Below are 20208 nucleotides of genomic sequence, written 5' to 3' on the forward strand. Positions count from 1 at the left end.
TAGTGAAACAAAGGAGAAGGCAGTGGCAGGAGAGCGACAGGCACGAGTGGCGGACCGGATCCGCGTGGTGCTCGCCGAACGTCTCGAGAAGGGGCTGCGTGACCCGCGGCTCGGTTTCGTGACGATCACCGACGTACGCGTCACGGGCGACCTGCAGCACGCGTCGGTGTTCTACACCGTCATGGGCGACGAAGCGCACCGCAACGACACCGCGGCGGCATTGAAGTCGGCGACCGGACTGCTGCGCAGCGAGGTGGGAAAGAACCTCAACACGCGCCTCACCCCGTCGCTGGAGTTCATCCTCGACGCCATTCCCGAGAACGCCGACCACATCTCGGCGCTGCTGCGCGAAGCGCGCGAGCGCGACCAGTCGGTCGCGGGTCTCGCCGCCGCGGCCACGTACGCCGGCGACGCCGACCCGTACGTCAAGCCGCGCGAAGACGACGCCGACGACGAAGACGAGCTCGACGAAAGTGACACGGACGACGACGACGCCGCCGACGACGACGACGCCCCGCGGGCCTGAGCCCGCGCGACGACACGGCCGGATGCCGCCCCTCGGGGCCGGCGTCCGGCCGTTTCTCGTATCGCGGGCGTGCCGGAGCTCCCGGGCGGGACTCAGGATGCCGGGTGGCCCGGCAGGTGCAGGAGGCCGTCCGATGCCTCGGCGAGGCCGTCGGCGATGAGGGAGTCGATCGCGCGGTCGCGCTGAACGGCGTCGGGCCAGTCGGGGACGACGGCGAACAAGGCGACGGGCGCGGGGGCGGCCTCGCGCAGCACCCTCAGCACGGCGCCGCGCGCCTGGCGGTCGCTGCCCTCGTACTTCGCCTGACGTCGGCGGCGGTCCTCCGACTCGGGGTATCCGGCCGCGCGCCAGGCGCACTGCGCCGCCAGCGGGCAGACCTCGCATCTCGGCGACCGAGCCGTGCACACGATCGCGCCCAGCTCCATCGCCGCCGCGTTGACGATGGCCGACTCGACGATGTCGTCGGGCAGCTCGGCATCCATCCGCGCCAGGTCGGCCTTGTTCGGGGATCCCGGCTGCGCGCGCCCCTCGACGACGCGGGCGAGGACGCGCCGCGTGTTCGTGTCGACGACCGGATGCCGGTCCCCGTACGCAAAGACCGCGACCGCGCGCGCCGTGTAGTCACCGATGCCGGTGAGGGCCAGCAGCGCGTCGACGTCGCGCGGAACCACACCGTCATGACGATCGCGGATCTCGACCGCCGCGCGGTGCAGCCACAGGGCCCGCCGCGGGTAGCCGAGATTGGCCCACTGCGTCACGGCGTCGGCCGGGGGAGCAGCGGCCAGGTCCGAGGGCGTCGGCCATCGGGTGAGCCAGGCGTCGAGGTGCGGGATCACCCGTGCGACCGGGGTCTGCTGCAGCATGAACTCGCTGACGAGCGTGCCCCACGCGCCGAACCCCTCGCGGCGCCACGGAAGATCGCGCGCCGCGTCGCGGTACCACTCGATGAGCGGGGCGGCGAGTGCGGGCATCCGTTCAGCCTAGAACGCCGCGGGCGGGCGGAGCGTGCGGGGAGGTCGCGAGAAACGCCGATCGTGCCGAGACACGCGGTGTCGCGCCGTGTCTCGGGAGGATCCGTGTTTCTCGCCCCGCGCGAGCCGGATACGCCGGGGGCGAGAGCCTCGGGCGGGGGTGCGATGTCGGTGGTCGACCGTAGGCTGGAGGCATGTCGTCCGAGAACACCGCCCCCGAATTGCCGCGGAGCCTGCGCGATCTGATGCGGCAGAACAACCGCGCGGGGCGCGTCGTCGTCGCCGTCGACGGGCTCGACGCCGCGGCGGCGGGCGCCTTCGCCGATGCGTTCGCGGCGGCTGTCGACGAGGAGGGCACGGCGGTCTTCCGAGCGGCCCTCGCCGACGGGGCGCCGCGCGCCCGTGAGCGCCTGATCGCGCCCTTCCGAGCGGGCGAGTCGTTCGGGCCGGGCGAGGTCGCCCCCGCCGACGCGGTGCTCGTCGTCTCCGGACGTTTCCTCCACGCCTCCGAGGTGCGCGGACTCTGGAACTTCTCGATCTGGCTCGAGAGCAACCCGCCCATCGGCACGCCCCGTCCGGAACTGCCCGAGGCCGAGAAGCACTACCTCCGCACGGCGCGACCGAAGGCTGCGGCATCCGTCATCGTCGAGAACTCCGACCCCGCCCACCCCGTGCAGGTCTTCGGAGACTTCTGCTGATGGTGCGCCCCGGAATCCTCCTGGTCGACAAACCGGGAGGCATCACCAGCCATGACGTCGTGTCGCGGGCGCGCAAGGCGCTCGGCACCCGCAAGATCGGTCACGCTGGCACCCTCGACCCGATGGCGACCGGCCTTCTCGTGCTGGGCGTCGAGGGGGCGACGCGCCTGCTGACCTACATCGTGGGCGCCGACAAGACCTATGAGGCCACCATCCTGCTGGGTGTCGCCACCGACAGCGACGACGCCGACGGGATCGAGACGGCCCGAGCGGATGCCACGGCCCTGGCCGCCGTGACCGACGCGGCCATCGCCGCGGGCATCGCCGACCTGACCGGCGAGATCGAGCAGGTACCGAGCACGGTGTCGGCCATCAAGGTGGACGGGCGCCGCGCCTACGACCTGGCCCGCGCGGGGGAAGAGGTCGTGCTGAAGGCCCGGCGCGTGACGGTGTCGCGCTTCGCCGTTCGAGAGACCCGCCGGGGTGAGGCGACGATCGAGCTCGACGTCGTCGTCGACTGCTCCAGCGGGACCTACATCCGCGCCCTCGCCCGCGACCTGGGTGCGGCCCTCGGGGTGGGCGGGCACCTGACGATGCTGCGCCGCACGCGGATCGGCTCCTTCGACGTCGCCGTCGCGGCACCCGTCGACGACATCGCCGAGAACGAGCTCGTGCCCCCCGCGACCGCCGCGGCCGTCGTCATGGGGGCGTTGGCCGTGGGCGCCGACGAGGCCCGCGACCTGCGACACGGCAAGCGCATCGACGGCGGCGGGCGCCTCACCGGAGCCGTGGCCGCGGCCATCGACCCCGACGGAGAGCTGATCGGCGTCGTCGAGAAGCGCGGCGCGCAGCTGAAGAGCGTCATGAACATGCCGACGGCGGCCGCCCGATGATCCTGTGGTTCACCCTCGCGCAGGTCGGCATCGCCGTGCTCGCCGGTCTCGTCGCCGTCGTGGCGGGGCTCGCCGGTCGCCGCCCGGGCGACGTCACGGTCGGCTCCCTCGCCCTCATCGAGCTGCTGCTCATCGTGCAGATCGTCGTCGCGATCATCGCGCCGTTCGCGGGAAACCCGCCGTCGGGCAGTCTGCTCGAGTTCTGGACCTACCTCGTGTCGGCGGCTCTCGTCCCCGTGGCCGGCGCCGCGTGGGCGCTCATCGAGCGCAGCCGCTGGAGCACCGTGATCATGGGCGTCGCCGCCCTCGCCGTCGCGGTCATGGTGTGGCGCATGTACGTCATCTGGACGGTGCAGATCGCCTGAGCGCCTTCGCCGACGACCCGGCCGAGCCGTCTCGCGCACGAGGCATCGCGCCATCAGGGTGCCCGACGGGCTCGGCGACCTCGCGCAGGGCGCATCCACGCCGGCGGCGGGGCCGCGCGGCGCGACGCCCTCGACGGGCTCGAGCAGCCCGCGGCGGGGGAGCGCCGCTCGACGGCGGCGTGAGCGAACTAGAATCGTGGGGTCATGGCATCCACCACTCCCACCCGCTCCCGGGGGATGACCGGCATCGGCCGTGTCCTCGTCGTCGTCTACGGCATCATGGCGCTCGCCGCCACGGGCCGATCGTTCGTGCAGATCGTGCGCGAGTTCGACGACGCCCCGCTGGCGTACTCGCTGTCGGCGCTCGCCGCGGTCGTGTACATCCTCGCCACCCTCGCCCTCATCTTCTCGGCGCGGCCCGCCTGGTACCGCGTCGCCTGGATCGCGATCGGCTTCGAACTCGTCGGCGTGCTCGTCGTCGGGACGCTCAGCCTCGTGCTGCCGGCGCTGTTCCAGCACCCGACGGTGTGGTCGGTGTACGGCTACGGCTACCTCTTCATCCCGCTCGTCCTGCCCTTCCTCGGCCTGTGGTGGCTCACGCGCCATCGCCGGATGGCACCGTGATCGTCTTCCGCGATCCGGCGGAGGTGCCGGCGGGGTTCGGCCCCTCGGTCGTCGCGATCGGCAAGTTCGACGGCGTGCACACCGGGCACCGGGCCGTCATCGATCGCGCGCGGGTCGATGCGTCCGACGGCGCCCGCGTCGTCGCCGTCACCTTCGACCGCAACCCGCTCCGCGTGCTGCGACCCGATCTGTGCCCGACCGACGTGATCGGTCCGCACCAGAAGCTTGAGTTGCTCGAGCGCGCGGGGGTGGATGCCACCCTGTTGCTGACCTTCGACGAGGCGCTCGCCGCCCTTCCCGCCGAGGAGTTCGTCCGCCGCATCATCGTGGACGCCCTGCAAGCGCGGACGGTGCTGGTCGGCAGCGACTTCCGCTTCGGTGCCGGGGGAGCGGGTGACCCCGCACTGCTCACGCGCCTGGGCGCCCAGCACGGCTTCCGCGTCGACGTCGTGGACGACGTGCGCGCGGTGCACGCCGACCGACGGGTGTCGTCGACCTGGATCCGCGAGACACTGTCGGCCGGAGACGTGACCACCGCGGCTCGACTGCTCGGCCGTGCGCCGTCGGTCTGGGGCGAGGTCGTGCACGGCCTGAAGCGCGGGCGCGAGCTGGGGTATCCGACGGCCAACCTGTCGAGCGACCTCGAGGGCTTCGTGCCCGCCGACGGCGTCTACGCCGGATGGCTCGTCGACGTCGAGGGCGGCCGGCGCATCAGCTACCCCGCCGCGATCAGCGTCGGCACCAACCCGACGTTCGACGACGTGCACTCCCGCCAGGTCGAGGCGTACGTGCTCGACGAAACCGACCTCGACCTCTACGGACACCACGTCGAGGTGCGGTTCGTCGAGCGGGTGCGCGAGATGACGGCGTTCGATGGCATCGACGCGCTGCTCGTGCAGATGGCCGACGACGTGGAACGGACGCGCGCGATCCTCGCGTGAGGCGGCCGGGGGCGGCGCGCTGCGGGCGTGAGCGTCGGATGTGGCCCCGGGGTGCGGGGTAAGGCCGCGCGGCCACCCACGGCCGAGCGGATCCGGCCGTCAGTCCTGTCGCGACAGGTGATTGCGGATGCCGAGGAACGCGGCCGTGGCGCCCAGCACCATCAGTGAGGCGGTGACGATGGCCGCCCGGTGGAAGCCGCCGAGATCGAGCGCGCCGCCCACCACCGCCGACACGCCCGCGATGGCGAGGAGACCGGCGACGCGGGAGACCGCGTTGTTGACCGCCGAGGCGATGCCCGAGCGCTCGGTGTCGATCGCGCCGAGCACGGCGGCGGTGAGGGGTGAGATCGTGGCGGTCAGGCCCAGGCCGAACACCACGATGCCGGGCAGCACCTGCGTCCAGTAGTCGAAGTCCTCGCCCACGGTGAGCAGTAGCAGCGAGCCGGCGGCCATCGCGAGCGGGCCCAGGGTCATGAACAGGCGCGGTCCGAAGCGTCCGGCGAGGGCGCCCATCCGGGAACTCAGCGCGATCATGAGCAGCGTGCTCGGCAGCGACGCGAGACCCGCGAGCGTGGCGGGCAGGCCCGCGCCCTGCTGCAGGTAGACGCTCACGACGAAGCCGTTCAGCGACAGGGCCGCGTACACGAACGCGGTGGCGAGGTTCCCGGCCCAGAAGTTGCGGGCGCGGAACAGATCGAGCGGCATCATCGGATCGCGCGCCACGCGCTGACGCACGAGGAAGCCGACCAAGGCTGCGGCGCCGATCACCCCCGGCATCCAGATCACCGGTGAGGTCCACCCGAGGTTCGGCTGCTCGATGAGGGCGAAGACGACCCCGCCGAGACCCGTTGCGCAGAGCACCGCGCCGAGGATGTCGACCCGGGCGCCGGGGCGACGATGGTCCCGCCGGCCCAGACGGGTGAGCAGCCACATCGTCACCGCGATCGGCAGCACGTTGACCAGGAACACCAGGCGCCACGACAGGGTGTCGACGAAGACGCCGCCGATCAGGGGTCCCGCGATCATGGCGACGGTGGTGGCCCCGGTCCAGATGCCGATCGCGCGGGACTGCGCGGGTCCGCGGAAGGTCGAGGTGATGAGGGCGAGAGAGCTCGGCACGAGCAGGGCCCCCGCCACGCCCTGCAAGGCCCGCGCCACGATGAGGAACTCGGCCGTGGGAGCCGCGGCGATCGCCACCGACGTGATGCCGAAGCCGATCAGGCCGACGCGCAGCACGACGACGCGGCCGAAGACGTCACTGAGCGAACCCGCCACGAGGATGAACGCACCGAGGGTCACCAGGTACGCGTCGACCACCCACTGCTGGGTCGACAAGCCCCCGCCCAGCTCACCGGCGATCGCGGGGAGGGCGACGTTGACGACCGTTCCGTCGAGGAACGACACGAACGAGGCCAGGACCGCGATCGCGAGAACGGTGCGCTGCTCGCGTGTCATCGGCTCGGCCATGGCTCCAGCGTAGGGTCGCGCGACGGGGGCGGGTCCGGTTCGGCCGCGGGACGGGCGGCCGGGGGAGGGAGCCTCGTGCAGCAGAGCCGGCGCGCGGCGGGGCGCGGGGTGCGCGGCGGACCGCCGCACCGTGTTTGGGCGAGCCCACGGAATACCCCCAGGGGGTATCGTGTTGTCCCGGGGGACACGAGGAGGAGCCATGCGCGAGAACACGGATGCCACCGCACCCGCCGCCGAGGCGGTGCTCGACATCGAAGGCATGACGTGCGCGAGCTGCGTCGCACGCGTCGAGAAGCGCCTGCACCGCGTCGACGGCGTCGAGGCGGCGGTGAATCTCGCGACCGAGACCGCGCGCGTGCGCTACCCGGCCGAGCTCGACCCCGCCGCGCTGGTCGACGCCGTACGGGCGGCCGGGTACGACGCCCGGGTGCGCGCGCGCGGCGCGACGGCAGCGCCCGCCCCCGTCGCGGCGGTCGCCGTGCCCGCCCCGGGGGGAGAGATCGACGCCGTCACCGGTCGTGACATCGTCGCGCCGCACGGTCGCGCGGCGTCGACTCCTGTCGAGGTCGAGACCGCCCGCGACGACGCCGCCGCCGGACCCGACGCTCGCACGCACGACCACGCCGGCCCCGACGCGCACGGCGACCACGATCACGCGCACGACCCCGGCGACCCCGGCGCCCCCGGCGCTCACGCCCACGACCACGCCGACGCCCCCGGAACCACGCCCCTGCGCGTGCGCCTCTGGGTCTCGCTCGGCCTGGCGGTTCCGGTCGTCGCGCTCGGAATGGTGCCCGCGTGGCAGTTCCCCGCCTGGCAGTGGGTCTCGCTCGTGCTCGCCACCCCGATCGTGCTCTGGGGCGGGTGGCCCTTCCACCGCGCGACCCTGCGCAACGCGCGCCACGGCGCGGCGACGATGGACACGCTCATCACCCTGGGCACGTTCGCGGCCTACCTGTGGAGCGTGTGGGCGCTCGTGTTCGGGACGGCCGGGCGCATCGGCATCCGGCACGAGGTGATGCTGTTCGGTCCCGTGCACGACTCCACCTCGGTCGTCTACTTCGAAGTCGCCGCGGCCGTGACGGTGTTCCTGCTGCTGGGTCGTGTGATCGAGCAACGATCGACGCGTCGCGCCGGGGCGGCGCTCCGCGCTCTGCTCGACCTGGGCGCCCGCGAGGCCGAGCTGGCCGACGGCCGCCGCATCGACGTCGACGCGCTCGCCGTGGGCGACGAGTTCGTCGTGCGCCCGGGCGCCACCGTCGCCACCGACGGAGAGGTGCTCGAGGGGCGCGCCTCGGTCGACGAGAGCATGCTGACCGGCGAGTCGGTTCCCGTCGAGGTCGGGCCCGGGTCGCGGGTCACCGGCGGCACGATCGCGGCGGGCGGTCGCCTGGTCGTCCGCGCGACGGGTGTCGGCGAGCAGACGCGCCTCGCCCGCATCGCGCGCCTCGTCGAAGACGCCCAGCTCGGCAAGAGCCGCGTGCAGCGCCTCGCCGACCGCATCTCGGGCGTCTTCGTGCCCGTGGTCATCGTGCTCGCGGTGCTCACCCTCGTGGCGTGGCTCGTCGCCGGCCAGCCGGTCGCCGCCGGATTCACCGCGGCCGTGGCCGTGCTCATCATCGCCTGCCCGTGCGCGCTGGGTCTGGCGACCCCGATCGCCATCCTCGTCGGCACGGGGAGGGGCGCGCAGCTCGGCATCCTGGTCACGGGTCCGGCGGCACTGGAATCGGCCGAGCGCATCGACACGATCGTTCTCGACAAGACCGGCACCCTGACCTCGGGCCGCATGAGCGTCACGACCGTCACGGTCGTCGACGGAGGGGATGCCGCCGACGCCCTGCGGCGCATCGCGGCGGTCGAGCGCGGGTCGGAGCACCCCGTCGCCCACGCGATCGTGGCGGCCGCCGGTGACGGACCCGTCGCCGGCGACCTCGAGGCGCTCCCCGGTCGGGGGATCGTCGGCGTCGTCGACGGGGTGCGCGTATTCGCCGGGCGTCCCGCGCTGGCCGCCGACCTCGGTGCCGCGCTGCCGCCGGCGCTCGCCGCGGCGGTCGAGGCGGGCGAGCAGCGCGGAACGGTGGTCGTGGCCGGATGGCCCGACGATCTGGGCGTCGTGCACGCCCGCGCCGTGATCGAGGTCGCCGACACCGTGCGCCCCGAGAGCGCCGAGGCCGTCGCCGAGTTGCGCCGGATGGGTCTGGAACCGGTGCTGCTCACCGGCGACAACCCGCACATCGCGCGCGCGGTCGCCGCGGAGCTCGGCATCGAACGCGTCCGCGCCGGGGTGCTTCCCGAGGGCAAGGTCGCCGAGATCGCGGCGCTGCAGGCCGAGGGACGCACCGTCGCCATGGTCGGTGACGGGGTCAACGACGCCGCCGCCCTGGCATCCGCCGATCTGGGGATCGCGATGGGTGGGGGAACGGATGCCGCGCTGCACGCCAGCGACGTCGCCCTCATGCGCGACGACCCGCGCGGGATCGTCACCGCCGTCGCGCTCAGCCGTCGCACGATGCGCGTGATCCGCGGCAACCTGTTCTGGGCGTTCGCGTACAACGTCGCCGCTCTGCCGCTCGCCGCACTCGGGCTGCTCAACCCCATGCTCGCCGGGGCGGCGATGGCGTTCTCGAGCGTCTTCGTGGTGCTCAACAGCCTGCGTCTGCGCCGCGCGTCCTGACCCGAGGCCACTCGCGTGAGGTGCCAGTATTCGTCGCTTCAGCGGGCTCCGAGGCGACGAATATCGGCACCTCACGCGACGAGGGGGTCGGGACCGCTAGAATATCGATGACCTCGTCATCCGCTTTCTCGCGAGCCGTTCCGGCCGTAGATGCGTTGCGGGTCGCCGACACCGCCTCTTCGGCGGCGGTTCGCGCGACGATTCCCGGGGTCACTGATCCACCGGCATTCGCCGGACGCTCCGGACTGTCATCCGGACGACACGCTCAGGAGGAGCATGCCGACCACGGCAACCGCCGCCCGAGGCTCGAGCCAGCGGCGCAGGAAGACCACGTCATCCCGACGCGACGAAGAAGCCCCCGTCATCCCGATCCTCGCCCGCAAGGTGCGCGAGATCGAGGCCAAGGCCCAGCGCGGAAAGCTGGGGCCGACCAATCGCATCAAGTTCCAGGTCATCGCGTTCCTGGTGCGCGAAGAGCGCGCCCGGGTCAAGGCCGACACCGAGATCACCGACGCCGCGCGCGCCGAGCTGCTCAAGCGGCTCGACGGAGTGGCGACGATCCTCGCCAAGACCGCCGCGCGCGACACCTCGCTGATCCAGCTGCTCGAGGTCGACCAGACCACCTCGCCGGTCGCCCGGCGCATGCGCCGCGACTGGCTGATCGAGTCGGGCGCCGAGCTGCCGCCCGACGAGCTGATCATCACCGACACCGCCCCGCAGGTGACGCCGATGGTCTCGGCGGCTCTCGCCGAGAAGCAGGTGGTGCCGGCATCCATCGAGGCGCGCCAGATGGCGAACCCGTTCCTCGCCCCCGACCTCACCCCCCGCGCGACCGGCGACGCCCCGCGGCGCCGCCTCGACGGCTGGGAGCTCATGGGCCCGCTGTACAAGGCGTTCGAGATCGGCGCCGGTGGCTCGGCCGCCAGCATGGACCTCCCGCCCGTGCCCGAGTTCGACCGGCTCTCGCCGCGCGGACTCGAGGTCATGCCGCACCAGTCGCGCTTCCTCGAAGCCGTGCGCGAGGGGCACCGCTCCTTCCTGCTCGCCGACGAGCCCGGCCTCGGCAAGACGGCCGAGTCGGTGCTCGCGGCCTCGGTCGCCGACGCGTACCCGCTGCTCGTCGTGGTGCCCAACGTCGTCAAGATGAACTGGGCCCGCGAGGTGCAGCGCTGGACTCCGCAGCGTCGGGCCACCGTCATCTCGGGCGGTGGAGCCGACATCGACGCCTTCGCCGACGTCTTCATCGTCAACTACGAGATCCTCGACCGTCACCTGTCGTGGCTGTCGTCGATCGGCCTGAAGGGCATCGTCGTCGACGAGGCGCACTTCATCAAGAACCTCACGTCGCAGCGCTCGCAGAACGTGCTGGCCCTGGCCTCGCGCGTCCGCCAGCAGACGCGGGACCCGCTCATGCTCGCCCTCACGGGCACGCCGCTGATCAACGACGTCGAGGACTTCGACGCGATCTGGCGGTTCCTCGGCTGGACCAACGGCGAGAAGCCCGGTCCCCAGCTCATGGAGAAGCTGGATGCCACGGGCCTGACGCCCGCCGACAAGGCGTTCTACCCCGAAGCGCGTGAGGCCGTCATCTCGATGGGCATCGTGCGGCGCAAGAAGAAAGACGTCGCCGCCGACCTGCCCGACAAGCTCGTGGCCGATCTGCCCGTCGAGCTCGACGACGAATTCGGTCGCTCGATACGCCAGGCCGAGCGCGAGCTCGGTGCCCGCCTCGCGGCGAAGTACCGCCGCATCATCGAGGCCCGCGGCGATCGCGGACTCGCCGCCGGCGAGATCGACGACGACATCGTGCGCCTCGTCGCCCACGGCGAGCTCGAAGAGGCCAAGGCCGCCGGTTCCGGCAGCGAGAACGTCTTCACGATGGTCCGCCGCATCGGTCAGGCCAAGGCGCACCTCGCGGCCGACTACGCCGTGCAGCTGCAGCGCTCGGTGGGCAAGGTGGTGTTCTTCGCCAAGCACATCGACGTGATGGATGCCGCCGAGGCCCACTTCAAGGCATCCGGGCTCAAAGCCGTGTCGGTGCGCGGGGAGCAGACATCGACGGCTCGCCAGGCCGCGATCGACGCCTTCAACACCGACCCGAGCGTCGGCATCGCGGTGTGTTCGCTCACCGCCGCCGGCGTCGGCTTGAACATGCAGGCGGCGTCCAACGTCGTGCTCGCGGAGCTGTCGTGGACCGCGGCCGAGCAGACGCAGGCGATCGACCGCGTGCACCGCATCGGTCAGGGCGAGCCCGTGACCGCGTGGCGCATCATCGCCGCGCACACGATCGACACGAAGATCGCCGAGCTCATCGACTCGAAGGAGGGACTCGCCCAGCGCGCCCTCGACGGGCAGTCGGTCGAGGCCGGCTCCAGCGATTCCGTGCAGCTCTCGGCGCTCATGCACCTGCTGCGTCAGGCGCTCGGCGCGGCCTGAGCCGTCGCTTCACGCACGCCCCGGGGCTTCGGCCTCGGGGCGTTCGTGCGCGGTGCTCGGTTTCCCGCTCCGTCCTGCGGCGGAGAAGAAGAGGGAGGCTAGGGTCGGCACATGACCCTCCATCCCGACGCGTTGCTAGCGGGACCACGAGGGCGCCGCTTGTGTCTCGAGGTTCTGCTGGGCGAGAAGGGCCGGCGCGGCGTTGAGGATGCGGCCGCCGCGGTGTCGTGGGCCGCGCGCCCCCTGGCCGAAAACCCGGGTACGTTCTTGGTCATCGGGTCCCACACGTCCGCGTTCGTCGAGCCCCAGGTGAGCCCCGCCGACGCGGCCGCGGCGCTCGGTCGCCTCCGGGCCACCGCCGTCACCGGTGCTGTGCTCGACACGGCGCTCGCCGTGGCCGTCGATCTGGCCGCCTACTGGCAGCCGCCGTACGGCGAGGACGTCCTGTTGGCGACCGACGAGATGCATCCGGTCCTCGAGCCGGTGGCAGCAGCGATCGCCGCCTCGCCCCTTGCCGAGTGGTGGACGAGTCCGGTGGACCACGCGGCCCAGGCGACGGTGTGCTGGGAGACTCCTCGCCCGCCGGCAGCACACCCGGTCGTGGTCCTGGCCCGCTGGCGCGACGATGTCGCAGCGGAAGAACACAGCTTCGCGACGGAATTCGCGGGCCGGGACGTCTCGGGAACCTGGTGGTCGACGCCTCCGACCGGCCTCCCGCGCACGACTCGCGTGCGCGGCACGACGGGTCCCGCCGGACTGACCCTCGTCGAAGACTCCCTCGGATGGGAATCGGCCCGCGTCGAGCCCGTGCGCGCGCCCCATGGGGACGTCATCGAGATCGACGGCCCCGAGACCTGGGCGGCGTTGTGCCGGCGGCATCCGCTCCCCGTCACCGCCTCCCGCCGACACGTGTGGTCCATGACCACCGGACGTGAGGGAGCGTGGGTGCAACCTGATTGGGCGGCGTTCGCGCGTGAGGCCGTCGGCGTGCACCTCAGTGTCGCGGGATACCTCACGACGGCCGGGCGTGCCATCGACGTCGGCGATCTCGGGGCGAGTGTGCTCGCCGGCTGGGGGCCGGACGAGACGTTCTGGTTCGAGGTGGCGCCAACAGTGGGTCCCGCGGAAAGCTGGGTCATCGACCCGCACGGAGACGAGCGCCGATGGCGCCGGTCGTGACGGCTGCGCGGGGTCCCGGGCCCACGGCATCCGGAGGCGGCGCTCCCGCCGTGTGGCACCGCTCCCGTCTGCGGCGATAGGGTCGGAGACGGCAACGGCGCCGACCTCCACCCGAACCACAGCACTTGAGGACTCTGCCCATGAAGATCGGCATCCTGACCAGCGGCGGCGACTGCCCCGGGCTGAACGCGGTCATCCGTGGCGTCGTGCTCAAAGGCACGACCAACTACGACATCGAATTCGTCGGCATCCGAGACGGGTGGCGCGGCGTCGTCGACGGCGACTTCTTCCCCCTGACGCGTCACGAGGTGAAGGGGCTGTCCAAGGTCGGCGGCACCATCCTCGGCACCAGCCGCACCAACCCCTACGAGGGCGCGCGCGGCGGCGCCGAGAACATCTCGAAGACCATGTACGGGCACCGCATCGATGGCATCCTGGCCATCGGCGGCGAGGGCACGCTCGCGGCGGCCGACCGTCTGTCGAAGGACGGCATCAACGTGCTCGGCGTCCCCAAGACGATCGACAACGACCTGCGCGCGACCGACTACTCGTTCGGCTTCGACACCGCCGTCAACATCGCGACGGATGCCATGGACCGCCTCCGCACGACCGGCGACTCGCACCAGCGCTGCATGGTGGCCGAGGTCATGGGTCGCCACGTCGGCTGGATCGCGCTGCACGCGGGTATCGCCGCGGGCGCGCACGTCATCTGCATCCCCGAGGTGCCGATGTCGATCGACGAGATCGTCGAGCAGGTCACCCGCGCCCACGACCGCGGCCGCGCGCCGCTGGTCGTCGTGTCGGAGGGCTTCAAGCTCACCGGCATGGACGAAGCGTTCAGCGACAAGGGCCTCGACGCCTTCAACCGTCCCCGCCTCGGCGGGATCGGCGAGCTGCTCGCGCCCGAGATCGAGCGCCTCACCGGCATCGAGACCCGCTCCACGGTGCTCGGCCACATCCAGCGCGGTGGCTCGCCGTCGGGCTTCGACCGCGTTCTCGCGACGCGCCTCGGCCTGCACGCCGCCGACGCGCTGAACGAAGGCGCCTGGGGGCAGATGGTCGCGATGCGCGGCACCGACATCGTGCGCGTGCCGTTCGCCGACGCCCTCGGCGAGCTGAACAGCGTGCCCCTGTACCGCTACGAAGAGGCCGCCGCGCTGTTCGGTTGAGCCGCGCTCGTTCGTCGCCCCGTCCCGCTCGCGCGTGGCGGGGCGTCTGCGTTGGCGCGAGGGATCCGACCATGTCCCGATTCGGTCGAGGTGTGTCCCCGATCCGGTTGGCTGGCGGTATCTCAGGCAGCCGAAAAGGGGACATGGGTGGAGCTCTGGCCGGTGCGCTCGCTCCGACGCCTGTGGATAGCGCCGAAGGAGGGCGGACGAGACGGGATGCTGAGGCATGCCGAGCCCTGCTCCCCTTCCCGCATCGATTCCCCGCTCTTTCTCCGTTGCCGACGCGGCGGAGCTGGGGGTGACGCGTGCTCGATTGCGCGCCGCCGATCTGGAGTCGCCGTTCCACGGCATCCGGTCACGGGATCGCGCGCGCCCGACGACCCTGGTGGAGCAATGCCTCGTCTACGCCCCGCGATTGAGGCCGTGGCAGTTCTTCAGCCACGAAACAGCACTCGCACTCCACGGGGTCAGCACGCCGGAGTGGCCGTACGTGCCGAGGATCCATGTGTCCGCTCATCGCCCCGCGCGAGAGCCTCGAACGTCGGGCGTCGTCGGGCACCGATTGCAGACCCGGGCGCCGGCCGTACGCTCGGCAACGCATGGCTTGCCTGTCGAGGATCCTGTCCGAGCGTGGCGCCAGTGCGGTCGACTATGGCCGCTGGACGACCTGGTGGCCGCCGCGGATTCGCTCGTCGGCGGAAAGGCGCCGACCGCGTCGGTGGAGGACCTCCGTTCTGAGATTCGTGAGATGGGCGATGTCCGAGGTGGCATCCTCCGTGCTGCAGCGGATCTCGCCCATCCGGGCGTTCGTTCGCCGCGGGAGACGCGTCTGCGACTCCTGCTCGCCCGGAATGGTCTTCCCGCGCCCGACGTCAACGCCGACATCTTCGACGAGCGGGGGAACTTCGTCGCCGAGATCGACCTGGCCTACCCGCGATGGAAGGTGGCCGTCGAGTACGACGGAAGAGTCCACGCGGAAGACGAACGGCAGTTCGCTCGCGACGCCGATCGATGGGCCGAGATCCGGGCGGCGGGCTGGGATCACGTGCGCGTCCTGAACCATCATCTCCGCGGCGACGGCGCGCGAGCCGTCTCGCTGGCCCGTGACGCGCTCGTCCGAGCGGGTTGGCGACCGGGGTTGGCGGCTCGCTGAGGGTGATGCGCGTCCCGAAAATGGTCGGCTGGAGGGGCTTTAGGCAACCGAAAGTGGGACACGACGTGCACAAATCGGGACGCGGGTCGCCGCGCGGCGCGACAACGCCGAACGCCCCGCCGCACGAAGCGACGAGGCGTCCAGCGACGAGGCGTCCAGCACCGGGGCATCCAGCGGCGGCTCGGCCTACTCCGCCAGGCCCAGCACGTCGAGCAGCCACGCGATCTCGAAGGCGCGCTCGCGCCAGGCGTTGTAGCGGCCGCTGACGCCGCCGTGGCCGGCGACCATCTCGCACTTCAGCAGCGCGTCGGCGCCCACGTCGCGCAGGCGCGCGACCCACTTGGCGGGCTCGACGTACAGCACGCGGGTGTCGTTGAGCGAGGTGACCGCCAGGATGCGGGGGTACTCGACGCCCTCGCGCACGTTCTCGTACGGCGAGTACGACTTCATGTACGCGTAGACGTCGGCGTCGTGCAGGGGGTCTCCCCACTCGTCCCACTCGATGACGGTGAGGGGGAGCGAGGGGTCGAGGATGGTCGTCAGCGCGTCGACGAAGGGCACATCGGCGAGGATGCCGGCGAACAGCTCGGGCGCGAGGTTGGCGACGGCGCCCATGAGCAGTCCGCCCGCGCTGCCGCCCTCGGCGACGATGCGGTCGGGCGTGGTGTACCCGGCATCGACGAGGTGACGGGCGGCGGCGACGAAGTCGGTGAACGTGTTGCGCTTGGCGCGCATCTTGCCGTCTTCGTACCACTGCCGACCCATCTCGCCGCCGCCGCGCACGTGCGCCACGGCGAAGACGACGCCTCGGTCGAGCAGCGAGAGACGCGGCACCGAGAAGCCGGGCTCGATGGAGTGCTCGTACGATCCGTAGCCGTACAGGTGCACCGGACGCGGAGCCGCACCGGGCTCGCCGAACGAGCGCTTCCACACCAGCGACACGGGCACCTGCGTGCCGTCGTCGGCGGGGGCCCACACCCGTGCCTGGCCGTAGTCGTCGGGGTCGAAGCCGCCGAGCACGGGCTGGCGCTTGCGCAGTAGCAGCTCGCCGGTGGCGACGACGTAGTCGAACACGGTGCCGGGGGTGACGAACGAGCCGTAGCCCAGCCGCAGAACCGGGGGAGCGTACTCGGGGTTGCCGCCGGTGCCGACGCTGTACAGCGGCTCGTCGAAGGCGATCTCGGTCACCGCGCCATCGGCGTACGACAGCATCCCCAGGCGCGCGAGGCCGTCGCGACGGTAGCCGACCACGCCCCAGTCGCGGAACGTGTCGACGCCGAGCAGCCGCTGACCGGTGCGGTGGGGGATCACCGTCTCGCGGGGGCCTTCGGGATCGGATGCCGAGACCCGCACGAGTTCGAAATCGAGGGCGCCGTCGTTGTGGAGCACGTAGAGCACGTCGTCGCCGTCGACGACGGCGTGCGACGAGGAGTACTCGACTCCCTCACGACGCGGCCACACCACGCGGGGCTCGCCGCGGAGATCGTCGGCGTCGAGCAGCCACTCCTCGGAGGTGATCGAGGAGCCCATCTCGATCACGAGGAAGCGATCGCTGCGGGTGAAGTCGGCACCGACCCAGTAGCGGTCGTCGGGCTCGTGGAACAGCTTCACGTCGGCATCCACGGGGGTGCCGATCTCGTGCAGCCACACGGTGTCGGGACGCCAGGCGTCGTCGACGGTCGTGTAGACGATGAAGCGCCCGTCGGGCGAGAAGGTCGCCCCCGAGAAGGTGTCGGGGATCTCGTCGGCCAGCGTCTCGCCGGTGGTCAGGTCGCGCACGCGCACGGTGTACCGCTCGTCGCCGGCGACGTCGACGCCGTAGAGCATGCGGGTGCCGTCGTTCGAGATCTCGAAGCTGCCGAGCGAGAAGAAGTCGGTGCCCTCGGCCTCGACGTTGCCGTCGAACAGCACCTGCTCGCCGGCGACGGGGGTGCCGGGCGAGAGAGTGGGCGGGGTCCAGTCGTCGGGGGAGTCCAGGGGTGCCCGGCACTGGATGCCGTACTGCGCGCCCGCGACGGTGCGGCCGTAGTACCACCAGTCGCCGCGGCGCGCGGGGACCGAGAGGTCGGTTTCGAGGGTGCGGCCCTTGATCTCGCCGAAGATCGTGTCGCGCAGGCCCGCGAGGTGCCCGGTGCGGGCCGTCGTGTAGGCGTTCTCGGCCTCGAGGTGCCCGACGACCTCGGCGTCGTCTTTCGCGCGCAACCACTCGTACGGGTCGTCGAAGGTGTCGCCGTGGTGCGAGCGCGAGACGGGCCGGCGGGCGGCGACGGGCGGGGTGGGCTGCGGGTCGAGGTCGGTCACCGTTCCACGGTAGTGCGCTCCTCCGACGCGGGCTTCGGAGAACGCTCAGCGAGCCGCGCGCGTTTGACCCCCGGGGTCCCCGATGACAGGATGTGGACGCGACCCCGGTGAACGGGTGTCGAACTCCAGGTGAACTCTTCGTTCGTCGCGCCGATCCCGTCGGCATCCCTTCTTCCTTCTCACGGAAAGCGAACGGTGGAGAGCGCAGCCCTCATCATCGTGCTGGTCATCGCGCTGGCACTGTTCTTCGATTTCACCAACGGATTCCACGACACCGCCAACGCGATGGCCACCCCCATCGCCACCGGTGCGTTGAAGCCGAAGGTCGCCGTCCTCTTGGCGGCCTCGCTCAATCTGGTGGGCGCGTTCTTATCGACCGAGGTCGCCAAGACGATCTCGGGCGGCATGATCCGCGAAGACCAGTTGAGTCCCGACATCTTCCCGCCCATCATCTTCGCCGGTCTGATCGGCGCGATCACCTGGAACATGCTGACGTGGCTGCTGGGGCTCCCCTCGAGCTCGTCGCACGCGCTGTTCGGCGGCCTGATCGGCGCGACGCTCGTGGGCGTCGGCGCCTCGGCGATCGACACGGGCGTGGTGCTGAGCAAGGTGATCCTGCCGGCGTTGATCGCCCCTCTGACGGCCGGCATCATCGCCTTCACCGTCACCAAGATCGCCTACGGCATCACGCGCCGGTACGACATGAAGGCCGACGGGCGCGACGGCTTCCGCTGGGGCCAGATCTTCACCTCGTCGCTCGTGGCTCTGGCGCACGGCACCAACGACGCGCAGAAGACGATGGGCGTCATCACCCTCGCCCTCATCACCGTCGGGTGGCAGTCGTCGGCGAACCCCGACCCGCAGCTGTGGGTCGTCTTCGCCTGCGCGATCACGATCGCGCTCGGCACCTACATGGGCGGCTGGCGCATCATCCGCACGCTCGGCAAGGGGCTCACCGACGTCAAGCCCGCGCAGGGCTTCTCGGCCGAGACCTCCACGGCGGCCACGATCCTGGCATCCAGCGCCCTCGGCTTCGCGCTGTCGACGACGCAGGTGGCCTCGGGATCCGTCATCGGTTCGGGCCTCGGCCGCCGCGGCTCGACCGTGCGGTGGAACACCGTGGGCCGCATCATGATCGGCTGGGTGCTCACGCTTCCCGCCGCCGGCGCCGTGGGCGCCGCCGCGGCCCTGATCGTGGTCTGGCTCGGCGGATGGGGCGTGGCGGTGGATGCCGTGATCGCGGTCGTCATCGTTCTCGGTCTGTTCCTGCGCTCCCGGCGCGACTCGGTGACCTCGGCCAACGCGATGAGCGAGGTCGCCGACTCCGGCGCCGCCGTGAAGGTGCCGCGCAAGCCCGAGCCCACGCGCGGCCAGCGCCGCCACGACGACGCGAGGAAGGACCGCGCGTGAGCATCGACTGGGAAGCCTTCCTGCACGTCTTCGTCGCCGCCCTGCTCGGGGCGACGGTGGTCGTGACGTTCTACGCCCTGGGTTTGCGCCTGCTGGTGCGCGGTGGCCGTCCGCCGCTGGTGGCGCCGGCGGAGTTCACCGACGCCATCACCGTGCTCACCGACAAGCAGAAGCGTCGCGCCGAGAGGGCGGTCGACAAGGCCGCCGCGCGCAACCCGCTGAGCGAGGGGCAGAAGCGCCTTTCGCTGGTCGCCGCCTACCTCTGCTTCGCCGTGTGCGCCGCAGTCGTGCTCGGCGCGCTGCTGCTGATCCTGCTCAACCACTGATCCTGTTCACCCGCGGAGGCGCCCGGGGAGCGGTGTCGGAGGCCCCTCGTAGGCTGGGGGCATGGCATCCGTGCAGTTCGGTCAGCATGCGCCCGCCGCGCGCGTGATCCTCCACCTCAGCGACACGCACCTGCTGGGCGGCGACCGACTGCTCGGCGATCGCTACGACACGGCGCAGCACCTGCGCCGCACGCTCGCGGCCGCCGAGGCGACCGGGGTGCGACCGGATGCCGTGGTCTTCACCGGCGATCTGACCGACCTCGGCGAGCCCGAGGCCTACCGAGCGCTGCGCGCCGAGGTCGAACCGTGGGCGGCGCGTCTGGGGGCGCCGGTCGTCTGGGTGGCCGGCAACCACGATGAACGGCCCGCGCTGCGCGCCGAGCTGCTCGACGGCGAGCCGAGCGAGGAGCCCGTGACCGGGGTGTACGACCTCGGGGGACTCCGGCTCATCGCGCTCGACTCGACCGTGCCGGGGTGGCACCACGGCGACCTCGACGCCGCCCAGCTCTCGTGGTTGCGCGCCGAGTTGGCCGAGCCGGCGCCGCGGGGCACGATCCTGGCGCTGCACCATCCGCCGCTGCCCTCGCACATCCCGTTCTTCGACATCCTCGAGTTACGCGATCAGCGCGGTCTCGCCGACGCGATCGCGGGCACCGACGTGCGCGCGATCCTCGCGGGCCACCTGCATTACTCGACGTCGGGGACCTTCGCCGGGGTGCCGGTGAGCGTGGCCGCGGCCTCCTGCTACACGATGGACCTCGCCCGCCCCGCCGACGAGGTCAACGGCATGGACGCCGGGCGCGCGTTCCACCTCGTGCACGTGTGGGACGACACGATCACCCACGCGGTGGTCCCGGTCGTCGACGCGCAGGCCACGGGCTTCTTCACGCCCGAGTGGACGGCGCGCATGGCGGCGTTGAGCCCCGAGGAGCGACTCGAGGCGTTCTCGCGCAAGCGGTGACGCCGCCGTGCGACGGCCGCCGCGTTCGGTGTACGCGCGGGAGCGTGTCGGTCGGGCGACAGGCCGCGGCGTCGAACGACCGCGACGGGACCGGTGGCTAGGCTCGTGGCATCC

Annotated in this window: 17 protein-coding genes; 14 read left to right on the forward strand and 3 right to left on the reverse strand. The window is 71.8% G+C overall.

What is annotated here, in order from left to right; all coding sequences use genetic code 11:
- The first annotated feature begins 22 nt into the window (after positions 1-22).
- Positions 23-526 carry a 30S ribosome-binding factor RbfA gene (gene rbfA / locus IFU19_RS10745; RefSeq protein WP_192013717.1) on the forward strand — a complete coding sequence of 168 codons (504 nt, stop codon included), beginning with the start codon at positions 23-25 and terminating at the stop codon, positions 524-526.
- 92 nt (positions 527-618) lie between these two features.
- Here the strand turns inward: rbfA and IFU19_RS10750 are convergent, their stop codons facing one another.
- The gene (locus IFU19_RS10750; protein WP_192013720.1) at positions 619-1497 is read right to left on the reverse strand and encodes an A/G-specific adenine glycosylase; all 879 of its coding nucleotides are present in this window, start codon (positions 1495-1497) and stop codon (positions 619-621) included.
- 194 nt (positions 1498-1691) lie between these two features.
- Here IFU19_RS10750 and IFU19_RS10755 point away from each other — a divergent pair, with 194 nt between their 5' ends.
- From IFU19_RS10755 to IFU19_RS10775, 5 genes are all read left to right on the forward strand, one after another.
- Positions 1692-2195, forward strand: coding sequence for a hypothetical protein (locus IFU19_RS10755; protein ID WP_192013722.1), 504 nt, complete (start codon positions 1692-1694; stop codon positions 2193-2195).
- A complete protein-coding gene (truB, locus tag IFU19_RS10760) occupies positions 2195-3088 on the forward strand; it encodes a tRNA pseudouridine(55) synthase TruB (protein ID WP_192013724.1) in 894 nt (297 codons plus the stop codon). The genes IFU19_RS10755 and truB overlap by 1 nt, the downstream gene beginning before the upstream one ends.
- The gene (locus tag IFU19_RS10765) at positions 3085-3453 is read left to right on the forward strand and encodes a hypothetical protein (protein ID WP_055834974.1); all 369 of its coding nucleotides are present in this window, start codon (positions 3085-3087) and stop codon (positions 3451-3453) included. Before truB ends, IFU19_RS10765 begins: the two co-directional genes overlap by 4 nt.
- A 204-nt stretch (positions 3454-3657) precedes the next feature.
- A complete protein-coding gene (locus IFU19_RS10770; protein WP_055936972.1) occupies positions 3658-4077 on the forward strand; it encodes a hypothetical protein in 420 nt (139 codons plus the stop codon).
- Complete coding sequence (locus IFU19_RS10775; protein WP_192013726.1) at positions 4074-5018, forward strand: bifunctional riboflavin kinase/FAD synthetase; 945 nt, start codon at positions 4074-4076, stop codon at positions 5016-5018. Before IFU19_RS10770 ends, IFU19_RS10775 begins: the two co-directional genes overlap by 4 nt.
- Positions 5019-5117: 99 nt before the next feature.
- Here the strand turns inward: IFU19_RS10775 and IFU19_RS10780 are convergent, their stop codons facing one another.
- The gene (locus IFU19_RS10780) at positions 5118-6485 is read right to left on the reverse strand and encodes an MFS transporter (protein ID WP_192013728.1); all 1368 of its coding nucleotides are present in this window, start codon (positions 6483-6485) and stop codon (positions 5118-5120) included.
- 199 nt (positions 6486-6684) lie between these two features.
- Between IFU19_RS10780 and IFU19_RS10785 the strand changes: the two genes are divergently transcribed.
- The 5 genes from IFU19_RS10785 to IFU19_RS10805 all read left to right on the forward strand — a co-directional run bounded on the left by IFU19_RS10785 (position 6685) and on the right by IFU19_RS10805 (position 15096).
- Complete coding sequence (locus IFU19_RS10785) at positions 6685-9159, forward strand: heavy metal translocating P-type ATPase (RefSeq protein ID WP_192013730.1); 2475 nt, start codon at positions 6685-6687, stop codon at positions 9157-9159.
- 276 nt (positions 9160-9435) lie between these two features.
- The gene (locus IFU19_RS10790) at positions 9436-11595 is read left to right on the forward strand and encodes a DEAD/DEAH box helicase (protein WP_192013733.1); all 2160 of its coding nucleotides are present in this window, start codon (positions 9436-9438) and stop codon (positions 11593-11595) included.
- A gap of 111 nt (positions 11596-11706) precedes the next feature.
- Positions 11707-12774 (forward strand): hypothetical protein, encoded by a 1068-nt coding sequence (locus tag IFU19_RS10795; RefSeq protein ID WP_192013735.1) that lies wholly within the window; start codon positions 11707-11709, stop codon positions 12772-12774.
- Between the two features lie 140 nt (positions 12775-12914).
- Complete coding sequence (locus tag IFU19_RS10800; RefSeq protein WP_055834994.1) at positions 12915-13943, forward strand: 6-phosphofructokinase; 1029 nt, start codon at positions 12915-12917, stop codon at positions 13941-13943.
- A 226-nt stretch (positions 13944-14169) separates the two neighbouring features.
- A complete protein-coding gene (locus IFU19_RS10805) occupies positions 14170-15096 on the forward strand; it encodes a hypothetical protein (RefSeq protein ID WP_192013737.1) in 927 nt (308 codons plus the stop codon).
- Between the two features lie 186 nt (positions 15097-15282).
- Here the strand turns inward: IFU19_RS10805 and IFU19_RS10810 are convergent, their stop codons facing one another.
- Positions 15283-17397, reverse strand: coding sequence for a S9 family peptidase (locus tag IFU19_RS10810; RefSeq protein WP_055936989.1), 2115 nt, complete (start codon positions 17395-17397; stop codon positions 15283-15285).
- 195 nt (positions 17398-17592) lie between these two features.
- On the opposite strand from IFU19_RS10810, the gene IFU19_RS10815 reads away from it, so the two are divergent.
- The 3 genes from IFU19_RS10815 (at position 17593) to IFU19_RS10825 (ending at position 20094) form a co-directional block, all read left to right on the forward strand.
- A complete protein-coding gene (locus IFU19_RS10815) occupies positions 17593-18807 on the forward strand; it encodes an inorganic phosphate transporter (RefSeq protein WP_055835004.1) in 1215 nt (404 codons plus the stop codon).
- On the forward strand, positions 18804-19133 hold the full coding sequence (locus IFU19_RS10820) for a hypothetical protein (protein WP_055835008.1): 330 nt from the start codon (positions 18804-18806) through the stop codon (positions 19131-19133). The genes IFU19_RS10815 and IFU19_RS10820 overlap by 4 nt, the downstream gene beginning before the upstream one ends.
- A 61-nt stretch (positions 19134-19194) precedes the next feature.
- The gene (locus tag IFU19_RS10825) at positions 19195-20094 is read left to right on the forward strand and encodes a phosphodiesterase (protein ID WP_055835012.1); all 900 of its coding nucleotides are present in this window, start codon (positions 19195-19197) and stop codon (positions 20092-20094) included.
- Positions 20095-20208: the final 114 nt, after the last annotated feature.

This window comes from Microbacterium sp. CFBP 8794, from assembly GCF_014841235.1.
In the GTDB taxonomy this organism is placed as follows: Bacteria; Actinomycetota; Actinomycetes; order Actinomycetales; family Microbacteriaceae; genus Microbacterium.